General features: G+C 70.8%; 14 protein-coding genes. 7 read left to right on the forward strand and 7 right to left on the reverse strand.

Annotated features, from left to right (window positions below):
- Positions 1-10: 10 nt before the first annotated feature.
- Genes ACIG3E_RS24265 through ACIG3E_RS24275 form a run of 3 tightly spaced genes read right to left on the reverse strand, consistent with a single transcriptional unit; the run spans position 11 to position 2749 of the window.
- The gene (locus ACIG3E_RS24265; protein ID WP_399620059.1) at positions 11-517 is read right to left on the reverse strand and encodes a VOC family protein; all 507 of its coding nucleotides are present in this window, start codon (positions 515-517) and stop codon (positions 11-13) included.
- The gene (locus ACIG3E_RS24270) at positions 514-756 is read right to left on the reverse strand and encodes an MbtH family protein (RefSeq protein WP_399620062.1); all 243 of its coding nucleotides are present in this window, start codon (positions 754-756) and stop codon (positions 514-516) included. The genes ACIG3E_RS24265 and ACIG3E_RS24270 overlap by 4 nt, the downstream gene beginning before the upstream one ends.
- The gene (locus tag ACIG3E_RS24275; RefSeq protein ID WP_399620065.1) at positions 731-2749 is read right to left on the reverse strand and encodes a SidA/IucD/PvdA family monooxygenase; all 2019 of its coding nucleotides are present in this window, start codon (positions 2747-2749) and stop codon (positions 731-733) included. The genes ACIG3E_RS24270 and ACIG3E_RS24275 overlap by 26 nt, the downstream gene beginning before the upstream one ends.
- A 704-nt stretch (positions 2750-3453) precedes the next feature.
- Between ACIG3E_RS24275 and ACIG3E_RS24280 the strand changes: the two genes are divergently transcribed.
- From ACIG3E_RS24280 to ACIG3E_RS24300, 5 genes are read left to right on the forward strand one after another with little or no spacing between them, the layout of a single operon-like run.
- Complete coding sequence (locus tag ACIG3E_RS24280) at positions 3454-4320, forward strand: aspartyl/asparaginyl beta-hydroxylase domain-containing protein (RefSeq protein WP_399620068.1); 867 nt, start codon at positions 3454-3456, stop codon at positions 4318-4320.
- Positions 4302-5309: an LLM class flavin-dependent oxidoreductase gene (locus ACIG3E_RS24285; protein ID WP_399620072.1), complete on the forward strand. Its 1008-nt coding sequence runs from the start codon at positions 4302-4304 to the stop codon at positions 5307-5309. Before ACIG3E_RS24280 ends, ACIG3E_RS24285 begins: the two co-directional genes overlap by 19 nt.
- A complete protein-coding gene (locus ACIG3E_RS24290) occupies positions 5306-6931 on the forward strand; it encodes an acetolactate synthase large subunit (protein ID WP_399620075.1) in 1626 nt (541 codons plus the stop codon). The genes ACIG3E_RS24285 and ACIG3E_RS24290 overlap by 4 nt, the downstream gene beginning before the upstream one ends.
- A 58-nt stretch (positions 6932-6989) precedes the next feature.
- Positions 6990-8657 (forward strand): condensation domain-containing protein, encoded by a 1668-nt coding sequence (locus ACIG3E_RS24295; protein WP_399620078.1) that lies wholly within the window; start codon positions 6990-6992, stop codon positions 8655-8657.
- 32 nt (positions 8658-8689) lie between these two features.
- On the forward strand, positions 8690-9952 hold the full coding sequence (locus tag ACIG3E_RS24300; RefSeq protein ID WP_399620081.1) for an MFS transporter: 1263 nt from the start codon (positions 8690-8692) through the stop codon (positions 9950-9952).
- Between the two features lie 74 nt (positions 9953-10026).
- Here ACIG3E_RS24300 and ACIG3E_RS24305 read toward each other — a convergent pair whose 3' ends face one another.
- The 3 genes from ACIG3E_RS24305 to ACIG3E_RS24315 all read right to left on the reverse strand — a co-directional run bounded on the left by ACIG3E_RS24305 (position 10027) and on the right by ACIG3E_RS24315 (position 14674).
- Entirely contained in the window at positions 10027-11931 is a 1905-nt protein-coding gene (locus tag ACIG3E_RS24305) for a B12-binding domain-containing radical SAM protein (protein WP_399620084.1), read from the reverse strand.
- An 83-nt stretch (positions 11932-12014) separates the two neighbouring features.
- Positions 12015-13079 (reverse strand): alpha/beta fold hydrolase, encoded by a 1065-nt coding sequence (locus ACIG3E_RS24310; RefSeq protein WP_399620087.1) that lies wholly within the window; start codon positions 13077-13079, stop codon positions 12015-12017.
- 92 nt (positions 13080-13171) lie between these two features.
- On the reverse strand, positions 13172-14674 hold the full coding sequence (locus ACIG3E_RS24315) for an AMP-binding protein (protein ID WP_399620090.1): 1503 nt from the start codon (positions 14672-14674) through the stop codon (positions 13172-13174).
- A gap of 1039 nt (positions 14675-15713) precedes the next feature.
- Here ACIG3E_RS24315 and ACIG3E_RS24320 point away from each other — a divergent pair.
- Positions 15714-17339 carry a class I adenylate-forming enzyme family protein gene (locus tag ACIG3E_RS24320; protein ID WP_399620093.1) on the forward strand — a complete coding sequence of 542 codons (1626 nt, stop codon included), beginning with the start codon at positions 15714-15716 and terminating at the stop codon, positions 17337-17339.
- A 92-nt stretch (positions 17340-17431) separates the two neighbouring features.
- Entirely contained in the window at positions 17432-18025 is a 594-nt protein-coding gene (locus ACIG3E_RS24325; RefSeq protein ID WP_399620096.1) for a CAP domain-containing protein, read from the forward strand.
- An 80-nt stretch (positions 18026-18105) separates the two neighbouring features.
- Here the strand turns inward: ACIG3E_RS24325 and ACIG3E_RS24330 are convergent, their stop codons facing one another.
- Entirely contained in the window at positions 18106-18705 is a 600-nt protein-coding gene (locus tag ACIG3E_RS24330) for a YdcF family protein (RefSeq protein ID WP_399620099.1), read from the reverse strand.
- Between the last annotated feature and the right edge of the window lie 7 nt (positions 18706-18712).

The raw sequence follows: 18712 nt of genomic DNA on the forward strand, positions 1-18712 counted from the left end.
GCCCTCCCGCTCACGGGCGCGCACCGGGTAGGTAGGTGAACTCGAACTCCAGGCCGTTGACGTCGAGGAAGTAGAAGCTCTCCACGCCGTCGGCGTCCACCACGACGTCGGTCGCGGTCTCCTGGTCGACGAAGGTGTACGAGCCGGAGTGGAACAGCGCAAGCCAGTGCTCGCGCCAGGCGACCAGCTCCTCGGAGGAGGCCGCCTGGAGGCACACGTGCTGGTACTGCGCCGCCTTGGGGTCGGGCGGCCGCGCGGCGCTGCCCCGCCGGTCGAAGAGGTGGAAGCGCACCGAGCCGCACTCCAGCTCCACGAGGGTGGTGATCCCGGGCAGCCTGCTGAGGGTGAGCGACGAGAACGTGGACAGCGTCCAGTTCGGCGTGCAGCCGAAGAAGTCCCGGTACCAGTTGAGGGAGTTGTCCAGGTCCGCGGTCTGTACGCCGATGTGGTGGAAGGACGGCGCCGTCGCCGGTGGCGCTCCCGGGGCACGGCTCGTGCCGGGCGTCGGCACGCTCATGAGGTCCGCTCCCCGGCCGCGGCCTCCATGCTGCGCCGCAGACTGGCCGGCCGCATGTCCGTCCAGACCTCGGCGATGTGCGTGAGGCAGGCGTCCTTGGGCCGTGGCGGACCGATCACTTCCCAGCCGGCCGGCACGTCTCTGCCCGCCGGCCAGATGGAGTACTGCTCCTCGTCGTTGCGTACGACGACGAAGTCGGGCTCGCTCGCGGCCTCAGACGTAGTGTCCACTGCCGTCACCTCCCACAAGGCTCTCTACGGTGGCGTCGCCGCCCGGGTCCGATGCGGTGCGGCCGTTGTCCAGGGACATGCCGAGCAGCTGGCCGATCAGGTCGCGGTGGTCGGTCTCCGCGGTGTCGGCGAGCGCGTGGGCGGCATGCCGTCGTTCGTGCTCCTCCTGGTCCTGCGACAGCTTGAACCGGCCCACGATGTCGGTGATCTCGACCTCGAAGCCGACGACGAAGTCGATCAGCTTGTCGATGCGTTCGTCGTCGGGCCGCAGCGTCGGCGGGCCCGGGTCGCGCTCCGCGCGCGCGGCCAGTTCGCACATGCCCGCCACGATCCGTTCGCGGTCGCGGACGATCCGGGCCCGGCCGCGGACCTGGACCGTGATGGAGTTCCAGGTCGGCAGCTGGTCCGTCTCGTAGACGGTGGGCGAGATGTAGCTGTTGGGGCCGTGGAACAGGATGGTCACCGGGCGGTCGTCGAGGAGCCGGGCGTGCGGGTTCTCCCGGTCCAGGTGCCCGAAGAGGAACCCCCGGCCGCCTCGCGAGCGGTCCAAGGTGAGCGGGAGCTGGCTGACGACGGGGTCGTCGGTGCCGCGCGCCGAGATCACGGTGGCGAACTTGAAGCGTTCCACGACCGCGTACATCCGCTCGGCGTCGCGCTCCACATGGCGGTCCGGCGGATAGCGCGGCCCGCCGCGGCCGGGCGCGGGGCCGAGCCGGGCCGCGATGTCGTCGACGATCTGCCGGGACCGGAACGGCAGCAGGGACAGCAGCGTGTCGCCGAGCCCGAAGGAGCTCTCGCCCAGGCCCTGGACGTACAGGCCCGCGGTCAGTGGCGGCGTCAGGGCGACGCGATGGGTGGCGGTCAGCACGGGTTCGCCGGTCGCGTCGCGCCGGACGTACGGCAGCACGTCGGCGAACATCTCGCGGTCCAGGCGGCGTTCGTAACCGGTGGCCAGGACCACCAGGTCGCAGGGCAGGGTGGTGGTCGTCCCGTCCAGGCGGTCCTGGACCGTGGCGAGCGTCCCGTCCTCGCCCGGTCCCGCGGCGACGAGGCGGGAGTAGGGGTGGATGAACAGCCTGCGGCGCCCCGCGACCTCGTCGAGGTAGGTGAGGCGGTACAGGTGGTCGAGCAGGCCCTCCTCGACGGCTCCGTAGTTGGAGTTGCGCACGTCGGCGAGTTGCTTGGCCCGGCGCTCGGCGGGTTGCTCCAGGAAGCGGCGCGCGCTGTCGGAGAAGTACTGCTCGTTGACGAAGGGGCTGTTGTCCGTGGGGCGGGGCGCGAAGCCGGAGGCGATCAGGTGGACCTCGATCGCGGGGTACTCCGTGAGGGCCTGGAGCGCGATCTCTCCGGCGCTCTGCCCGTCGCCGACGAGCACGATCCGGTGCGCCCCGTCGGTGTCCGGCAGCCGTTCGGCGAACCGGGGCAGGAACGCGCTGGAGTGGATCACATGGTCGAGGTCGACGCCTTCGGGTATCCGGGGCTTCCCGCCGGGCGCCACGACGACGTTGCGGGCCCGCACGGTGCGGGTCCGGCCGCTGGTCCGCTCGCGGTAGCGCACGTCGAACGACTCCGTGCCGTGCGGGGTGACGCCGACGACCTCGGCGCCGTAGCGGACCTGCTCGCAGAAGTCCTCCGCCGCCCAGGCCAGGTAGTCGCTGTACTCGGCCCGCGAGGGATGGAACTCGTGGAGGTTCACGAACCGTTCGAGTCGGCCGCGGTGCTTGAGGTAGTTCAGGAAGGAGTACGGGCTCGCGAGGTTCCGCAGGCTGACCAGGTCCTTGAGGAACGAGATCTGCATCCGGGAGCCCTTGAGCAGCATGCCCGGGTGCCAGCGGAAGCACGGACCGCGCTCCAGGAAGAGGCACGTGCGCAACGGGTCGATCTCCCGCGCGGCGATGGCGAGCGCCAGGTTCGACGGTCCGAATCCGATGCCGACGACGTCGTACGGCTCGGTCGGCGATGGCCGCGAGGCAACAGCGGATTCCACAGCGTCGTTGAGCAAACCGGGTACCCCGTCCTCTGGTTCCCTTTGCCGGTGCACAACCGCGTCAGCCCATGGGCGGTCCGCCCAGGGGAATCGAGGCATACCACCCGCGCGATCGACTCATGCGCAAAGAAAACGAGGGGGCGGCAAAGGTTCGAATGTTATTGATGCGCCATTTCGAAAACACGGCCTGCTCGAGGGAGGTCCAGACGGAGTAGCCGTCCGACGTGTCCGGCATCGGCCAATTCGGCACCCGCCTTCACCATGCGATCAACATTCAACGAAGCCCCACACTACGGTGATCGAAAATTCCAGTCAACAGTGGAATCAGGACACAGATCCTCTCCCCGGCGGCCTCTCGGGACGAATGCGCATCGACCCACATTCAACGACATGTGTGCTGATGGCAGACGTGGACGGAGATCAATTCACCACCTCGTCGAGGCGCAGGGAATCAGCCCGCATGAACGGGGTGCGAAGCGGTTGACCGCCCAACGATTCGCCTGTCACCGGGGGTGTTGACTGGCGAATATCACCGGGCTACCGTCGCCATGACTCCCGGTCCCGCACCCCGCGTCCGCATCTCCGGGACCCGTGCCCGCTGCGTGGTCGCGCGGAAGAGCCGTCAGGCCACGCGTAGACGAGGCGTGACTCTACATTCATCGGCAATTTACGCTGCCGCTTCTGCCGTCAAAAACCTGTTTCAGGAAGGACTGGCGAGTTTGCACTCTCATCGCGTCAGCACGGTGGAGATAGACGAGGAAAGACTGGCCAAGGAGCTGGAGCAGGCGACGGAGTTCGACTTCGCCGAGCCCTATGACGAGTTCCTGTGCAGCCGCCCGGCACGCCGGCAAGGGCAGATCATGCTCTGGGCGCCCGGGGGCGACAACGGGGACGGCATCATCAAGCACTACGACGACGGCTGCGCGTCGGGTGTCACGGAGTACGGGCGGCGGTTGCCGTACCTCGTACAGATCATGGAAGAGTCGTTGTCCGTGCGGCATCTGCGGTTCGCCCGGCTGGCCGCGCTGACCTCGAACGTCCTGGTCCCGCACCGCGACTACGTCGAGTTCGACACGGCCGCGGCCAGCGACAAGCGCCCCGCGCACCGGCTGCACATCCCGCTGATCACGTTTCCGGACTGCTACTTCAGCGACGACAACGTGGTCTTTCAGATGGCGGCCGGGGAGGTGTGGTTCCTCGACGTCACCAAGGTGCACAGCGCCGCCAATCTCTCGGACGAGCTGCGCCTGCACCTGATCGTCGACTTCGTCGACGCCGAGGACCACGACGAGCTGCTCACCCTCGGCACCGAGGCCGAGCGGGTGATCCCCGACTCCCGCATCGTGCACCGGCCACCGCTGCCGGAGGCCGCACGGCAGGCGCTGTACGGCCTGGCCGACGTGGTCGATCCGGGGAACCTCCGGGAGGTGTTCGGCCTCGTCGCCAAGGCGGGCTTCCAGTACGACGGCGGCGAGAACTTCTTCTGGCGGACGATCGCCGAGATCCGCGACCGGGTCGCCGATCCCGCGATGGCCGCGCGCCTTGCGGAACTGGACGACTACTTCCTGTGCGCACGCGCCACGTGACCGGCGTCCCGGAGCCCGGGCGGACCACGCTGCCCGGCGGCACGGCCGCACCGACCCGCCGGGCGATGCGGCACGGCGTGGTCATCCTGCCCGAGTACACCTGGCCCAGGTCCCGAGACATGTGGCGCAGGGCCGAGGACCTGGGCTTCGACCACGCCTGGACCTTCGACCACCTGATGTGGCGACGGCTGCGCGAGTCGACGTGGTACTCGGGCCTGACCACGCTGACCGCCGCGGCCGCCGTCACGACCAGGCTGCGGCTCGGCACGCTGGTGGCCAGCCCCAACCTGCGGCACCCGGTCTCCTTCGCCAAGGAGCTCATGACCCTCGACGACATCTCCGGGGGCCGCCTCATCTGCGGGGTCGGCGCGGGCGCCCAGGGCTTCGACGCCGAGGTGTTCGGTGCCGCTCCCCTGTCCCCGTCCGAACGGGCGGCGCGCTTCGAGGAGTTCGTCGAGCTGACGGACCTGCTGCTGCGCCGGACCGAGACCAGCTACGACGGCCGGTACTTCCAGGCGCGGGAGGCCCATATGCATCCGGGCTGCGTCCAGCGCCCGCGCGTGCCGTTCGCCCTCGCGGCCGGTGGCCCCCGCGGGATGCGCCTCGCGGCCCGGCACGCCCAGTCCTGGATCACCGTCGGGGTCCCGGGACGCTTCCAGGAAGGCCGCTTCGACCGGATGGCCGGGCTGCTCAGGGACCAGCTCGCGCGGCTCGACGAGGCCTGTGCCGCCGAGGGCAGGGAGCCGTCCACGCTGGCGCGGATCGTCGTCGCCGGTGAACAGCTCGGTGGCGTCCTGGAGTCGGCGCGGTCCTTCGAGGAGGCCAGGCAGATGTTCTCGGAGATGGGCTTCACCGACCTGGTGGTCTTCTGGCCGCGCGCGGACTTCCCCTTCGCGGGTCGCCCCGAGGTCCTCGACGCCATCGCGCCGCTGCTGCACGAGGGCGCCGCCGCGTCCCGGCGCGCCGACACCACGACGCGTCCGGCATGAGCGGCACACCGCCGGGCGACGGCGCCCACGCCCTGACCGCCGCCCTGCGCGCGGCCGGGGTCTCCGTGTGCTTCACCAACCCCGGCACCTCGGAGGTCCATCTGGTGGCGGCGCTCCAGGACACCCCGGGCACCCGCACCGTGATGTGCCTGTTCGAAGGGGTGGCGACCGGCGCGGCCGACGGCTACGGCCGCATGGCACCCGTACCGGCCATGACCCTGCTCCACCAGGGCGCCGGGCTCGCCAACGGCCTCGCCAATCTGCACAACGCCCAGCGGGCGGGCACCCCCGTGGTGAACGTCGTGGGCGACGGGGCGATCAGCCACCGCGGCCTCGGTGCGCCTCTGGAGTCCGACGTCGCGGCCCTCGCCCGCCCCATGTCGCAGTGGGTCCGCAGCAGCGCGCACGCCGCGGACCTGGGAGCCGACGCGCTCGCCGCGCTGCGCGCGGCGTGCGGCCCGCCCTCCGGCGTCGCCACTTTGGTCGTCCCCTCGGACGTGGCCTGGTCGCCGTGGAGCCGGGAGCCACCGGACGACTCCCTCCACCCCACGACGGAGGCGGACCCGGTCACCACCGGGATCCGACAGCCCTCCACCACGATCACCACGATCACCGCGGACACCCCCGCCGACAGCGCCCGCGCGCTGCGGGCGGGCCCCGGCACCCTGCTGCTGCTCGGCGGGCCCACGCTCACCGCCCGCGGCCTCGCCGCCGCCGACCGGATCGCGCGGGCCACCGGCGCCCGGATACTCGCCGAGCCGTTCCCCGGGCGGCTCGAACGCGGCCTGGGCGTCCCGTTCGTCGAGCGGCTCGACTCCGCTCCTGAGGCCGCGCGGGCCCGCCTCGCCGATGTCACCCGGCTGATCCTGGCGGGCGCGGCCCGGCCCGTCACCGCCTTCGCGACCCCGGGGGTGTCCGGCGACCTGGTCCCGCCCGGCTGCGCGGTGACCCGTCTCGCCGATCACGGCCAGGACGTGGTCGACGTACTGGACGAGGTCGCCGACCAGGTCGCCCCGGGCATCCGGCCGCGGCTCCATGGGGCGCTGCCCGGACCGCGCCCCTCCCCCGGGGCCGAGCTGACCGCCGAGACGGTGGCGCGGGTCGTGGGCGCCGTGCTGCCCGAGGGGGCCGTCCTGGTCGACGAGACCAACACGTCCGGCGCGGCCCTGCCGACCGCGACCGCCTCGTCCGCGCGGCACGATCTGCTCACCCTGTCGGGCTTCGCCATCGGCCACGGCCTCCCGCTCGCCGTCGGCGCCCAACTCGCCTGCCCCGAGCGGCCGGTGGTCTGCCTGGAGGCCGACGGCAGCGCGATGTACACCCTCAGCGCGCTCTGGACCCAGGCGCGCGAGAACCTCGACGTCACCGTCCTCGTGCTCAACAACCGCGGCTACGCGATCCTGCGCCGGGAGGCCCGCCGCATGCTGGGGCCGTCCGCCGAGCCGCTGGCGGAGCTCTTCGACCTCGACCGGCCCGACCTGGACTTCGTCCGCCTCAGCGAGGGCATGGGCGTACCGGCGTGCCGTGTCCGGACCGTCGGCGAACTGGCCGACCAGTTGAAAGGGGCGCTGTCCGAGCCCGGGCCGCACCTCATTGACGTGCCGGTGCCCGCGGCCCACTGACCGAGTGGAGTGCCGCGACCGTACGAACGACCAGGACCTGGTGAGGAGCGAGCAGCCCGTGACGACCGAGCCGCACCACGCATCCCGACCGACGGGCGTACCGGAGGAGGCCCTGGCCGCCCTGTTCGCCGAATGCCTCCAGATCCCGTCGGTGGGTCCCGACGAGGACTTCTTCGTGCTCGGCGGCTACTCGCTGACCGCGACGACCCTGTCGGCGCGCATCCGCGGCGCTCTGGGCGTCGAGGTGACCACCGCGGACATCTTCCGCAACCCCACGGTGCGGAGCCTGGGCGCCGCCCTCGGCAGCGGGCGGGAGGCGGCGCGGCTCATCCGGCCCGCCGACCGCGGCCTGCCGATCCCCGCGTCCTTCGCCCAGGAACGCCTGTGGATCCTCGACCAGTTCACCGGCCCCAGCAGCCTCTACAACGTCGCGTTGGTCCTCCGCCTCAGCGGCTCCCTCGACGAGGCCGCCCTGCGTACGGCACTCGGTGACGTGCTGGAGCGCCACGAGGCCTTGCGCACCCGGGTCGTCCTCGGCGAGGACGGGCCCGTCCAGGAGGTCCTCCCGGCACCCCGGGAGGCGCCGCTGCACCCCACGCGCGTGACGACGGGCACGGTGATCGCGGCCGTGCGGGAGGCGGCCGCTCGCTCCTTCCGTCTGGCCACCGAGATCCCGTTCCGCGCCGAGCTGTTCGCCGACGACACCCGCGCGGACGGCTCCGACACGTACGTCCTGCTCCTGCTGATCCACCACATCGCTGTCGACGGCTGGTCCAACAACCGCCTCACCAGGGACATCGGCCTCGCCTACCGTGCCCGCCTCGCCGGGCGCGAGGTGCCCTGGGAGCCGCTGCCCGTCCAGTACGCCGACTACGCGGTGTGGCAACGCACCCAGTACGCCCCGGACCGCCCCTCCCCCACGGCCCTGCGGCAGACGGAGTTCTGGCGCGCCGCCCTGGCGGGTGCCCCGGAGCCGCTGGTGATGGCCACCGACCGTCCCCGTCCACCGGTGCCCAGCGGCAGAGGCGAGCAGCTGCCGCTGGCCTTCGACCCGGCGCTCCACCGGGACCTGCTGAGCGCGGCCCGGCGCTCCGGCTGCACCGTCTTCGTCCTCGTCCACGCCGCGCTCGCCCTGCTGCTGCACCTGCGCGGCGCGGGAGAGGACGTCGTCATCGGCGCGACCGTGGCCGGGCGGTCGGACGCCTCGCTCGACGACCTGGTGGGGTTGTTCGTGAACACCCTCGTGCTGCGGGTCGATCTGTCGGGCGCCCCCACGGTGGCCGAGGCCGTGCGCCGTACGCAGGTGACGGACCTGGCGGCCATGGAGCACCAGGACCTGCCGTTCGACCGTGTCGTCGAGGTGGTGAATCCGCCGCGGTCGGCCGCGTACGGCCCGCTGGTGCAGGTGCTCCTGGCGTTCCAGGCGGGCCCCGTCGAGCCGCCGGAGCTGACGGGGCTGCGCGCCGAGGCCGAGATCCTGCCGCTGAAGGTCGCCAAGTTCGATCTCACCTGGGAGCTGACCGAGGCCTTCGACTCCGACGGCGGACCGGCCGGTGTCACCGGGCACCTGGAGTACGCCGAGGACCTCTTCGACCGGGAGACGGCCCGCGCCATGGTCGCGGACCTGGGCCTGATCCTGCGGGTCATCGCCGCGGAACCGGACCGTCCGATCCATGATCTCCCCTGTGGTAGAACGGCGTTCGCCCCAAGCAGCGGCGACCTTTGAGCGCCGGGCCGACCGATCCAGCGGAGGAGACCGTGCCGAGCACCACCCGACGCCGCGTCCTTGACCGGGTGCCACCGCTGTTACGCCAGACCGCCTTCCGCAGATACTGGACCGCCCAGTCGATCTCCTACCTGGGCGATCAGATCACCTTCGTCGCCCTGCCGCTGGCCGCGGTCCTCGCCCTGGATGCCAACGCGTCCCAACTGGGTGTCCTCTCGGCCGCCGCGTCCCTGCCCAATCTGCTGTTCTCGCTGCACGCGGGCTCGCTCATCGACCGGTCCGGGCGGCTGCGCGCCACGATGGTCGTCGCCGACCTCGTCCGCGCGCTGGTCCTGGTGACCGTGCCGATCGCCTACTGGCTCGACGTGATGACGCTGCCTCAGCTGTACGTCGTCGCCTTCGTCACGGGTACGTTCGGCATGCTGTTCAGCCTGTGCGCCAACAGCCTCCTCGCCGTCGTGGTGCCGCGTGAGCAGTTGCTGTCGGGCAACGCCCTGGTCAAGGGGAGCTACAACTTCTCCTTCGCGGCGGGCCCGGGGATCGGCGGCGGGCTCGTGCAGCTCCTGTCCGGTCCCGTCGCGATCGTCCTCGACGTCGCCTCCTTCCTCGGTTCGGCCCTGCTGCTGCGGTCCTTGTCGTCCGACGAGCCCCGGCCCGCGCCCGCGGGGCGCCGACATCTGCGGGAGGGGTTGCGGTTCGTGCTGCGCACGCCGGTCCTGCTCGCGAAGTTCTTCGCGGACGCCAGCCTCAACTTCTTCTACACGATCTACTTCACCCTCCTGGTCCTGTACGCGGTCCAGGAACTCCACCTGTCGTCCGGCCTCGTCGGTGTCGTGATCGCGGCAGGCGCCATCGGCGCGATGGCCGGGGCGGCGCTCACGACCCGGGCGAGCCGGTCGCTGGGGGTGGGCGGGGCCTTCTTCCTCGGCGCGTTCCTCTACCCGGGGGCCCTGGTCCTGGTGCCGCTGGCCCATGGGCCGGTGTGGCTGGCGGCCACGGTGCTGATCGTGGCCGAGTTCGTCTCCGGCATCGGCCTGATGGTGTGTGACATCTCCGCGACCTCGATCCAGCTCGCGTTGACGCCGCACCGGCTCCGCGCCCGGGTGCAGGGCGCGTTCATGCTGTTCAACAAGGGGTCCCGGCCGCTGGGCGCGCTCGTGGGCGGTGCCCTGGGCAGCTGGCTGGGGCTGCGCCCGACGCTGTGGCTGGCCACGCTGGGCGGCGTCGTGAGCATCCTGTTCATCCTGCCGAGCCCGCTGCGGCGGATGAAGGAGCTGCCTGCCGAGGCGGAGTGACGAGGGGCCGGTGACCCCCCGGCGGAACAGCTCGCCGTCCCGCCGGGGAACCGGCTCCGTCACGGCTCAGCGGCTCACGCCACGGAGCTGAGGGCCTCGGTGGAGGCGACCTGGAGGGTGGGCAGGATCTCCCGGGAGCGCAGCACCATGCCCTGGCAGTAGTTCGCGTTGTGCTCCAGGCTCCGCTGCCGCTGGTACGGCATCTTCTGCCGCCCCCGGTGGTCGATGTGCAGGGTGACCCGCTCGGCCCCCTGGTCGTCGGCTTCGAGCATCTCGCGCCCCACCAGCAGGCGGAGCAGTTCCGCGGACACCTCGACCAGGTAGCCCTTGCCATCCGGCTGGCCGAGCAGGGTGACCTCGGTGAACTCGTAGTCCGGCGTCCGCACCGGTTCGCGGTAGATGTAGGCCCGGGTGAGGAGGTCCATCTCGAACGCCTGGCGCGCCATCGGGTCGGCCCACCAGTCCTGTTCGGCGACGAAGTCGGCCAGCAACCGGTCGAACTCCTCGCGGTGCGAGCTCAGCACCATGTGCGCGGTCTTGCCGGTGTTCAGCAGGTCGTAGTTGCCGAGGTCCTTCGTCGACTGGATGAAGAACTGGCACACCTGTGAGTCGGGCCTGCTCCGGAAGTAGCGGGCCATCTCGGCGAACAGGTCGCCGTAGGAGAGGGTTCCGGTCGCGTCGAGATAGCCCGAGAGCACGAACAGGGCCCGCATGTTGTACAGGGTGTACAGCGCGTGGTTCACCCAGTAGCCCTCGTAGCAGTCCTCCTCGGTCACCCATTTCGTGCCGAGGACGACCTCCGCCTCGGACACGTCGCTGGCCGCCTCGGCGGTCACGATGCCGAGGGCCTCCCGCTGCGCGTACATGGGCGTGTTGTGCAGGAACAGCTGCGGATAGACGATGATGGTGTCGGCGTACGAGCGGCAGAGCCGGGTCAGCCCCTCCTTGAACGAGGTGAGGGTCTCACCGGGCAGTGGCCAGATCATTTCCACGTACGAGCTGATCCGCTTCTCCCGGAGCAGGCGCTGGAGTCCGATGTAGGTCTCCTCGCGGATGTTCTTCCGGTCCACCATCTCCAGCGTCGACTCGTTGACCGTCTGCAGTGAGATGGGCTGGCTCACCATCAGTCCACCGCGTACGAAGATCTCGGTGATCTCAGCCATGCGCTCGGGCCGGTTCTTCGCGGCGGCCATGTGGACGATCAGCGGGTAGCCGTTCTCCTCGCTGCATTCGACGATGTATTCGCTCAGGGCGATGTCGCGGGGCGACAGGCCCCAGTTGGCATCGGCGATCATCAGCGCGTTGTAGCCGTGCTCGCTGACCCATTTGAGCTCGCTCTTGATCCGTTCCTCTTCGAACTTGTTGACCTTGGAGTTCGTGGCGGCGCCCCAATAGCAGAAGGTGCAGCGGAACGGGCAGCCGCGGTTCGTCTCCATGATGGCGAAGCTGAATTCGTGCCCGTCGAAGACGCCGTTGAGGAACGGCGAGGGGATGTCCATCAGGTTCTGGATCCTGGGCGCCGCCTCGGTGGTGACGAGCTCGCCCGCGGACCAGAAGCTGAGCCCCGGCACCTGGTGCATGTCCGGCTTCTCCGCGCCGAGTTGCCGGATGAACTCAAGGGACGTGCGCTCCCCTTCTCCGTTGCACACGTAGACGTTCTCCGCGCCGTCGCTCAGATAGGTCGCGGCGTGGTTCATCACCTGGGGCCCGCCCAGCAGGTAGTGGGCGTCGGGGCGCAGTGCGCGCAGTTCCTTCAGCAGCCAGCGCACCAGCTTCATGTTCCAGATGTAGCAGCTGAACGTGTAGAGGTACGCGTCCTTGTCGGCGAGCTGCCGGAGCAGGTCGCGCCGGTCGCCGGTGACCGGGAGGGACACGATCTCGAAGGTGTGGGCCGCCGCGACCTCGTCGTCGTCCTGGGCGAACGCCTGGATGTAGCCCGAGGCGAGCGGCAGGATGTTCTCGTAGGTGGGCAGTTCCACCAGCACGATCTTCCGGCGGTCCCGTGTGACCGTCCCGGCGGCCGTGGTTCCGGATAATGCTTGGCTTCCCATGCTCGCGCCCCCTATGCCCTCTGCCCGTCGTGACCGCTCACGAGATACGTGGACATGGCGGCCGTGACGGTCGCCATGTTGTCGAGATAGAAGAAGTGCCCGCCCGGCATCAGATGCGTGACGCACTCCGTCGTGCCCAGGTCGTTCCAGCGTTCCGCCTCGGCCGGGGGCACGAGGTCGTCGCTCTCTCCGCCGAACACCACGATGGGCGTGTCCAACCTGCGCCGGACATCGCCGTACGCGTAGTTCCTGAAGAGCCTCACGTCGCCCCTCAGGGTGCGCAGGGCCTGGCTCATGACCTCCGGGTGGTTCCTGAGGTCGTCGGAAACGCCCTCGTACATCCCCAGGATCCCCAGGAGCCACTCGTCGGTGATCTCCTCCTCGGTCGCCGGGTTCGGCCGGTGCCGGTGGGGAGGGACGGCTCCGGAGGCGAAGAGGACGGCGGGCGCGCGTCCCGCCGACTGCTCCCTCCAGCAGAGCTCGTATCCGACGTAGGAGCCCATGCTGTGGCCGAAGACGTAGAGCGGCCCGTCGAGGGTGCCCAGGGCTTCGAGGATCTCGTCGACGATGCGGTGGAGGTCCGCCGCGGCCGGTTCGTCGGCGCGCGACGCGCGAGCGGGGTACTGGGCCGCGAGGATGCGCAGGTCCTTAGGGAGCCAGTCCGCCCACGGGCCGTAGTTCTGCGCCGAGCCTCCCGCGTGGGGCAGGACGAGCAGCGTTCCCTGCCCGGGGCCCCCTGTTCCGGGGCGCATCTCCCACAGGCACGCGCCGGGCCTGCTCGCGCGGGTCGCGGGAGCGGGCGGACCCGCGGTCGGCCGCGCCGACTTCGCCACCCGCTGGTCGATGCGTTCGGCCAGTTCGGCCAGGACCGGCGCGTCGTTCAGCACTCTGACGGTGATTTTGATGTCCCAGTCCCTGCGTACGCGCAGGACGACCTTCGTGGCCAGCAGCGAGTCCCCGCCGACGTCGAAGAAGTCGTGGTCGCGCTTGACCTTGTCCTTGTCAAGGCGCATGACGTCGGCCCAGATCTCGGCGAGCCGCCGCTCGGTCGCTGTCTTGAAGTCGCTGTGGTGCACGCGCCCCCCTCTTCGGATGGTTTCCGTTCGTGCGGTACTCCCCCGTTCCCGGGCCGCGCCCGGGGTCCGTGCGCTGCTCCCGCCGTCCGGCGTCATGGCGTCGGGGGCGCGAGCGCGGCGGTGATGGCGTCCCGGTCGGCCTTTCCGCTGGGGGTGCGCGGCAGTTCCGGCAGGACGGTGAGGGAGACCGGGATGAACTGCTCGGGCAGGAGTTCGGTGAGTGCCTTGAGCGTCCTCGCGCCGTCGAACGCGTCCTCGTCCACGTCCACGGTCACGGCGGCGCGCAGCTGCCGGGAGCCCTCGGCGATGTCCACGACGACCGTGACGGCCTCGACGATCCCCGGCTGCTCCAGGAGGCAGGCGTCCACTTCCAGGGGGTTCACGCGCACTCCGCGGATCTTCACCTCGCGGTCGATCCGGCTGAGGAGGTGCACGGTGTCGTCCTCGACGCGCACCAGGTCGCCGGTGCGGAAGGCGTGGCGGTGCCCCTGCGGTGTCGGCTCGTCGAGGGTGACGTACCGCTCGGCGTTGAGGGCCGGCTGGTTCAGATAGCCCACGGACAGCGGTGCGCCGGCGACCAGGAGTTCGCCCACCGACGGTTCGCCCGGCTCGGTCGGGGCGACGAGGACCTCGCAGCCCGGCAGCGGGCGTCCGATCGGGGGGAGGGTGGGCCACGTGTCGCTCGGTCCCGTGAGCGTGTGCACCGTGACCATGGCGGACTCGCTCTGCCCGTAGTGATTGTTCAACCGGCAACCAGGAAGGCGGCGGAAGAGGTCACGGACCGCCGGGGTGCACACGAGCTGCTCTCCCGCGGTGTTCACCTCGGTCAGGGCGAGGTCCTCCAGGGAGTCCGTGGCTTCGGCGGCCACGGCGAGCATGTGCAGGGCGACGTAGGGCAGGAACAGGCGCTCGACGCGGTGGTCGACGAGCCAGTCCAGGAGGGCGATGGGGTCGCGCCGGAGCGGCTCGGGCATGACGATCAGCGTTCCGCCGCCGCAGAGGGTTCCGAGTACTTCCTGGAACCACACGTCGAAGTTGAGCGGGGCGAACTGGGCCGTGCGCAGGTCCGGGCGCACCGAGTGACGCCACTGCCAGGCCGCCATGTTGTCGACGCAGCGGTGGGGCAGGGCCACGCCTTTGGGCAGCCCCGTTGAACCCGAGGTGTAGATCACGTATACAGGGAGGTCCGGTCGACAGGACAGCCGCGAGAGCGCGGCCACGGCCTCCGCGTCGGCCAGGTCGGGCGCGGCGGGGATGCGGACCGCCTCGGCCTTGCGGTCGAAGGCCGGTTCGTCGCCGCAGTACAGGAGCAGTCGGGCCGCGCTGTCGGCGGCCATGTGCTCCAGGCGCCTGAGCGGATACTCGACGTCGAGGGGCACATAGGTCGCTCCCGCGCTCACGGTGGCCAGCATCGCCGCGACGATCGCGGCACCGCGTGGCCCTGTGACCGCCACCCGGTCGCCCGGGCGAATGCCGTGGTCGACGAGGAGATCGGCGATGCGACCGGCCCAGGTCGCGAGCCGGGCGTAGGTCAGCGCGTGTTCGTCGTCCTGTACCGCGATGTCTTCGCTTCGCTCTTTTACCGTCTCGGCCAACGACTCCAGCAGGCAGCGCACTTCTGCGTCGCCACCCCAGAGCGCGTATGTCCCCCGGCCCGGCGCTGGCGCCCTTGATTCCTCTGTCATTGTTGCCCCCCAGGGCATATCCATGGTGACGGCCAGGTCGCCGTCGGGATCAGCAATTCATCTCTGCTTTCGCCCGGGCATTCCACAGGCCTTGGCTGTGGAACGCGCCGGAAGTCCCGCCCACAGGAATGTGTGTCGGCGGCTCGTGCTATGACGAGCTGTTCGCGGCGCGGCGACGATCCGCGCCGTTCACGTGGTTGCGCTGAGACTCTTCACGGGGACCGACGAAGCCGGACTCTGCCTGCCCGCTCCGGCTCTACGGCCCGTTCTTCCTCGCCCCTCGCCACCGTGGCGACGCGAGGGGAAGGGGACTTGCCGGTGCTTCCTGGAACAGGTTTCTGACGGCAGAGGCGGCAGTGCGCGTGACCCATTGACGCGGAGTTGTGTGTCGTCTTGACGCGGAGTTACGTGTCGTCCTTGCGTGACCTCGCGTCGGGCACGGTTCCTGGATATGCGGACACAAGGTGCGGGACCGGGATTCATGGCGACGTTATCCCGGCCCTATTCCTCAGTCAACACCTCGGCTGCGGCGCCCTGTTGATGCTCAGGCCGTTTCGCACTGCGTCCGTACAGGCCGATTCCGCGCGCCTCGACAAGGCGCCAAATGGCGACCGGACTTTTCGATCACCGCACCATTGGGCGATGCTGAAAGTCGCCTTGGTGGAGAAGGCACGTACCGCATTCATTGATGTATGCGAACTTCTTTCACGACCGGAAGCACCCCACCCGGATGCGGTGCCCCGCACGGAGCGAGCCCGGGGGCCGCCTCGACGGCCGGGGTGCCCCCGGAGATGCGGCGCCTCACCGCACCGACGACATCAGGCCATGCACCCTGCGGCGCGAAAGCAACCATCCGCCGCGGAGCGGGGGGCATGCTACTCCCCCTGATGATGGCCGAAGTTACCCCCTGCGCATCCCTGATGCGCGCGTGTCATGTTTGCATGTGTCCATGATCATTAACGAGCAGCAAACAGCCGCGCCGCGGACGTACGTGGACCGCGTCCTGGAGCACTGGCACAAGGACGAAGAGGCCGAGGCGCTCGTCCAGGGCGTGCAGCGGCTGACCCGGGGAGAGGCGCGCCGACGTCTGTTCAGGCTGGGCCACGCACTGCGTCGGCAGGGGCTCGAACCCGGCGACGGAGTGGGGCTGTTCCTGGCCAATCGCGTGGACTCCGTCCTGGTGCAACTCGCGGTCCACCTCATCGGCTGCCGCGTCGTCTTCCTGCCGCCCGAGCCGGGCCCCGGCGAGCTCGCCGCGCTGGTCGAACAGTCCCGGGCGCGCGTCGTGGTCACCGACCCGCTCTTCGCGGAGCGGGCCGCCGACGCGGCCGGGCGCAGCGTCCACGCCCCCGCCCTGGTCAGCCTCGGCCCCTGCGCACAGCCGTGTCCGGACCTGCTGTCCCTGGCGGCCGACTGCCCGGCGGAGCGCCCCGACGGCGTGCCCGCCCCGGCGACGGACGAGGCCGTCACCGTCCTCTACACCGGCGGCACCCTCGGCCGCCCCAAGCTCGCCGCGCACAGCCACCGGCTCTACGACGCGCTGGTCGACATGGCGGAGGACGATCCGCGGGAGTCCCGCGCCGGGTTCTTCCCGACCATGGACCCGGGCACGGACCGGGTGCTCGCCTCGACGCTGCTCACGCACGGCAGCGGCCACCTCACCTCGATCCAGGCGCTGGTGACGGGGTCCGCCCTCGTCGTGCTGCCGGAGTTCGACGCGGGCGCGGCCCTGACGGTCCTGCGCGAGGAGCGGATCACCGCCACCATGTTCGTGCCGCCGATGCTGTACGCGGTTCTCGACCACCCGGAGTGCGTGCCCGGCGCCCTGCCCGCGCTGCGCCGGATCGTCGTGGGCGGCGCGGCGACGTCGCCCAGCCGCCTGCAGCAGGCGGTCGAGGTCTTCGGGCCCGTGCTCAGCCAGGGCTACGGGCAGTCGGAGGCGCTCGGCATCACCGCGTTCGGCGCGGAGGACCTCGCCGCGGAGGCCGCCCGTCGGCCCGAGCTCTGGCGCAGCTGCGGTCGCGCGATCTGCGACACCGAGATCGAGATCCGCGGTGAGGACAGCACCTCGGCGCTGCCCGTCCGACAGGTCGGTGAGGTGTGCGTGCGGGGCGAGACGGTGATGCTCGGCTACTTCGAGGACCCGCAGCGCACCGCCGAGGCCCTCAGCGACGGCTGGCTGCGCACCGGCGACCTGGGCTACCTCGACGCCGAGGGGTACCTCTACCTCGTCGACCGGGCCAAGGACATCATCGTCACCGGCAGCACCAGCGACAACGTCTACTCCCGGGTCCTGGAGGACTTCCTGCTCACGCTGCCCGGCGTGCGCAACGCGGCGGCCCTCGGCATACCGGACGAGGAGTACGGGGAGGCCGTGCAGATCTTCCTGGCCACGGCCGAGGATGTCGACGTCGACCCCGGCGCGGTCGCCAGGGCGGTCACCGCCGAGCTCGGCGAGCTGTACTCGCCCCGCGGGACCGCCCTGCTGAGGCAGCTCCCGACGACCAAGGTCGGCAAGGTCGACAAGAAGGCGCTGCGCGCCGCGTGGACGAGCGGGGCCTTCGAAACGCCCTAGAAGCAGCTCCTGAGAAAAGTGTTGTCCCCAGGCCCTCCGCCCGGTCTCCCCTCCGTCGGACCGACCGACGATCACCACAGAGTGGAGCGCACATGCACCTGGGCAAGGACAACACCGACGCGGAGCGCGGCCGTCACGGGCGGAGCCGTCGCGGGCTGAGGGTCCGCGTGCTGGCGGGCGGGGCCGTGGCGGCCGCCGCTCTCGCGTCGGTGGGGACGTTCGCCCTCGCGGACAGCTCCGGCGGCGAGAGGCCGGGCACCGCCACCGCGGCGGCCAAGAAGCGCCCGGCGCCGAGCAAGACCGCGCGGTACCAGAAGCAGCTCCTGGTCCTCGTCAACGCCGAGCGGGCGAAGGCGGGGTGCGGGCCGCTGCGCCTGGACCGCCGGGTTCAGGCCGCCGCGCAGGCCCACGCCAAGGACATGGCGGCGCGGAACTACTACGACCACACCAGCCCCGAGGGCAAGAGCGCGGGCGACCGGATGCGGAAGGCGGGATACCGCGCCGGGGCGTGGGGCGAGAACATACACAAGGGCCCGAAGGGCCCCAAGACCGCCATGCGTGACTGGATGCGCAGCTCCGGGCACCGCGCCAACATCCTCAACTGCGCGTACAAGGACTTCGGCGCAGGGGTCAGCCTGAAGGCCAACGGCCCCTGGTGGGTGCAGAACTTCGCCACGAAGCTCTGAGGCCCGGGCGGGTCCAGGGCCATGCGGACAGGCCCTGGACCCGCCACGTCCGTGGGGGAACACCGGCAGGGCAGCCGGGGCTACAGCGAGGTCTTCCGTTCGTCGGCCGTGAGGCCGCGCAGGGCCCAGAGCCCGTACAGGGCAAGGAGCGGCTTGACCACCGTCCACTCCCCCGGGCGGTAGTCGTCCGCGCGCACCAGCCGCTCGGCGAGGTCGGGGCGCTGCCGCCGCACGTACGCGCGCGCCTTGAGGGCGTGAGCGGGCTGGGAGACGATCTTGATGCGGTCGGCGTCTTCGAGCAAGGGGATCACGTTCATGACGTTCTCCCAGGTCGTCCGGCTCCGCTCTTCGAGGACCACCGTGCCGCGGAAGCCGAGCACCGACGTCGCGTAGTCGGCCATCACCGCGGCCTCCGTGGCGCCGCCGCTGGTCGCGCCGCCGCTGAAGATCACGCGCGTGTCACCCGCTCCGCCGTCGGCGGCGGAGCGGATTCCGGCGCGAACGCGCCAGCGGTTGACGACGTTCGCTGTCGCCCGGGGGTTTCGGAACCCCAGCACGACCACGGCCTCGACGCCGCCCGCGCCGCGCCCCACGAGCGTGCGGGACCAGCGCCGGTTCAGCCACTCGCCCCAGGCCAGGGCCGCCGCCCCCGCGATCGCCGCTCTCGTCCTCCGTCGCATGCGGTGA

It is taken from the genome of Streptomyces sp. NPDC053474, assembly GCF_044544845.1.
Classification (GTDB): Bacteria; Actinomycetota; Actinomycetes; order Streptomycetales; family Streptomycetaceae; genus Streptomyces.

Coding starts and splice junctions, on each gene's coding strand:
- ACIG3E_RS24265 (WP_399620059.1), bottom strand. CDS start 517: ATGAGCGTGCCGACGCCCGGCACGAGCCGTGCCCCGGGAGCGCCACCG.
- ACIG3E_RS24290 (WP_399620075.1), top strand. CDS start 5,306: ATGAGCGGCACACCGCCGGGCGACGGCGCCCACGCCCTGACCGCCGCC.
- ACIG3E_RS24320 (WP_399620093.1), top strand. CDS start 15,714: ATGATCATTAACGAGCAGCAAACAGCCGCGCCGCGGACGTACGTGGAC.
- ACIG3E_RS24325 (WP_399620096.1), top strand. CDS start 17,432: ATGCACCTGGGCAAGGACAACACCGACGCGGAGCGCGGCCGTCACGGG.
- ACIG3E_RS24330 (WP_399620099.1), bottom strand. CDS start 18,705: ATGCGACGGAGGACGAGAGCGGCGATCGCGGGGGCGGCGGCCCTGGCC.